Source organism: Xanthovirga aplysinae, assembly GCF_009711365.1.
Taxonomy (GTDB): domain Bacteria; phylum Bacteroidota; class Bacteroidia; order Cytophagales; family Cyclobacteriaceae; genus Xanthovirga; species Xanthovirga aplysinae.
The window spans coordinates 1-3193 of record NZ_SMMB01000670.1; the positions used below are offsets into that span (position 1 = coordinate 1).

Below are 3193 nucleotides of genomic sequence, written 5' to 3' on the forward strand. Positions count from 1 at the left end.
GGATTGTGGAATATGTAAAGGGATTTTATAGAGACGAGGGTCTTGTTTATCAAAAGGACAGGCCACCTTGGATTGATGTAGGTAAGGAATAAGTGTGGTGTTGCAATTCAAGGCAATGCGTTGTATTTCATGCTTATCAAAGATTTCTAATAGAGTAGTATTTATTCTTTCGAAAAAATCAACCGTGGCGGCTAATCGGACCCTGGATCCTGCCCTGGACTTACCTTTCTTGTTCAAATATTTAATCTGGCTAACGCCCTGTTTTTTACGGGTCATATAAGCAGAAAAAGTGGTATGATAAAGGTTGTGTTTACCTTTCCTAACACATAAGGCAGCCTTACCCGATTCAATACTAAGGTATACTACTAAGGTCTCCTCATTGGTAATGGTGAGCTGATCATCTATGGACAAATGCAGGGGCAAGCGAATGTGGCCAAGGGCTTCTCTATTTTCATCATGAAGAATGATTACATGTTTTTTAAAATCATAAGTATAATTAGGGTAGCGATGCCTCACCTCTTGGAAAAGTACCTTATAAGGCACCTCATATAAATTGACTGGTTTTTCACCCATAGATTTCCTACCGCAATAGTTTATGAATACAATAATAAGTGACTTTAGGGAAAGATATGACCTAATTTTACATTTTCTGGGTGAAATGGAGCCCCCCCTACCGCCTAACTCTATTTACCCCATTCAAGGATGAAGAAAGTGGATTGGGAGTCCTTGAGGCCATTGAAATCAAATTTCTTCTAAAGAAAATAGCTTTGAGCCCCTATTATCTATTATTTTGAAAAAAATACATCAAAATATAAAAACAGCCACTCTCGAAGTTTTCGATATTTTTCCTTTAAGGACTAACAATAAAAAATATATTAATACCGTTAGTTTATTTTAATATTTTAAGAGGTGTTTCAGCTAGAGTTAATTTAATGCTTTGAATTTGGCTCCAAGCTGAATATAACCGCAGATTATACCGATGTTGGAAATATGGAAAATAGAAAAAATCCTGGTCTTAAGAGGGTGAAGAGACACAAACTTATTCACCATACCTTTTCTCATTCTAATTATAAGAGTGAATAAGTAACCTTCTTGAAATTCAAGAAGGGTTTGGTAGAGTCCGGCATTGTTCCATACCATTCAACATTCTTTTTTAACCATTCAGGAGCCTATTATACAACCTAAGTTTTTTCACTTAGACCGTATATAAATGCTTCATAACTTAATAATTAATTGGAATTCAGATATATGACAAGTTCAAAAAAGAAAATAAGCGAATTATCGAATATAGTTTACAATCAAATGGGCTCTCTGTCTCTGAGGAGTAACCGGTTTCTTCAAAGCTCTGGTTTTTTAAGGAAATCGCTTCTTTTTAGCCTTTTTGGGGGTTTACTGTCTATTCTCCTTGCCCAAAATTCACATGCCCAGATATCCTTTGAACCAACGAGTGAATGGAAGGTCGTTAAAGAATCGAAAAAAGTACAGCTGATGTCTCGATGGATTGTCATTGGAGACAGTTTAAAAACAAGACAAATACGGATTAAAGCGAATGTAAAAGCAGATGTTTCCGATATTCTTTATTGTCTTCGCTCTGAAGAAGCGTTGAATCAATGGAAAAAAAATGCGCGCAAGTTCGAAGTTTTAGATGAAAAAGAAGGGCAATGGGTGTTTTACACAGAATTTGCTATTCCTCGCCTCTTTCCACAACAAGATTTAGTCTTACAGTATCAAGTAAAGGAAGAGGCTGAAAAAACCCTGGTAGATGCCTATTCAATACCTGACTATTTGGACCGAACAAAGAAAGTGAAGCGGCAGGAAAAATATGAAGAGCATTGGGTAATTCGCCCTATCGATGGGGAAAATGTAGAAGTAGATTTCTCTTCAATGGCACCAACCAAGCCTTTATTACCACGCTCCGTACAAGACAAATTCATTCACCCAATGTTAATCAACTCTTTTGCGGAACTAAAAAGTCAAGCAGAGAAAAGGACGTTGAAAAGAGCGAATGAAGAAAGCACGGACCCTTCTGGTCTTTTATCAACAGGAATATAAACAAAAAGGGGGGGGACGAACAATACCATTAAAAATCAAACATCGACTGATGGGCGGTCAACAAAAAGGCAAAATGGGTTAGAGCTTATCCAAAAATTTTCTTTTGGCTACAATTAGCTTTTGAGACACGAACTTACCCCTGTCTGAAACGGATTGAGTAAACTGCCTTTAAAGGCAGTTTAAGTTTTGTTGTGGGTATTAAAAATTTTGGTGAACACTCACCTGTACCTGTTTTTTACTCCAATTATCTGTTGTCTGGTTCATTACACCCAACTGAACTTTAAGCCCATCATTAAGTATGTATCCCAATGCTGTATAGAATCGGTTCCGGTCAAAAATTTCCACATTATTATCGTCCCCAATGTTTCGTTGCCCATTGATAAACAATTCATTATACAAGGCTAGGTAGATCGCATTCTTCTCCATTGCTGCTTTGTTTAATGGGATATTTAAAAAGATATTATATCTGAACCGTGTCCTAAAATCTTGGTTTTCCACAAATCTTTGTTCAAAACGAAAACGATGGTTAGTGTAAATTCGCTTACCAAATTGAACTGGGAATAGGGCTTCCTGATAAATTCTACTCTCCCTAGTTGTTGAATTATCGGATCCAGCACCCTCAGATGTCACATTTCCATAACCTAGTGTTAATTTGACGTCTGCATTCGTCGGTTTATAGGTTATCCCTCCTCTCAATAATAGTTGTTCAAGATCTCCAGCAGCGTTCCAATTACGGTATTGAATATCACCTTGAACACCCCATTGGCTATCTTTAAATGTCGTATTGAAGAAATACATATACCATGCACCTATCAAATCTTCATTTACCTGAGCATTTACATTCTTTGATAAGAAGAAGGAAATGCTAATTACCACTAAGAATAAACGTTTTTTCATTTTCAAATAATATTAGACCAAAAAATGGATAACCCTAAATCCGTTAATTTGTAATATACTTTTTTGACAAATGTAATTAAAATATTGGTGTTATCTGGATTTCATAAAATCTTAACATCCAATAGGTAAAATTTCATTATAGTATTTTTACTTTTATTCAATAATTTACAAATAAGTACTCCTGTTTTTTTAAGATCAAATTCCTTTTTAGCACCACTTATTAAGGGAGCTTTGAAGATTAAAT

At 35.6% G+C, this 3193-nt stretch carries 3 protein-coding genes; 1 reads left to right on the plus strand and 2 read right to left on the minus strand.

What is annotated here, in order from left to right; genetic code table 11:
• A partial coding sequence (locus E1171_RS03950) for a hypothetical protein (protein ID WP_155204301.1) occupies positions 1 to 573 on the minus strand: 573 nt, incomplete at its 3' end.
• Between the two features lie 675 nt (positions 574 to 1248).
• On the opposite strand from E1171_RS03950, the gene E1171_RS03955 reads away from it, so the two are divergent.
• A complete protein-coding gene (locus E1171_RS03955; protein ID WP_155204303.1) occupies positions 1249 to 2052 on the plus strand; it encodes an SRPBCC family protein in 804 nt (267 codons plus the stop codon).
• 198 nt (positions 2053 to 2250) lie between these two features.
• Here the strand turns inward: E1171_RS03955 and E1171_RS03960 are convergent, their stop codons facing one another.
• Positions 2251 to 2949, minus strand: a complete 699-nt coding sequence (locus tag E1171_RS03960; protein ID WP_155204304.1) for a DUF2490 domain-containing protein — start codon at positions 2947 to 2949, stop codon at positions 2251 to 2253.
• Positions 2950 to 3193 lie beyond the last annotated feature (244 nt).

Bases quoted from the DNA above. Each gene is read 5' to 3' on its own strand.
- E1171_RS03955 (WP_155204303.1), top strand. From the start codon at position 1,249: ATGACAAGTTCAAAAAAGAAAATAAGCGAATTATCGAATATAGTTTAC.
- E1171_RS03960 (WP_155204304.1), bottom strand. From the start codon at position 2,949: ATGAAAAAACGTTTATTCTTAGTGGTAATTAGCATTTCCTTCTTCTTA.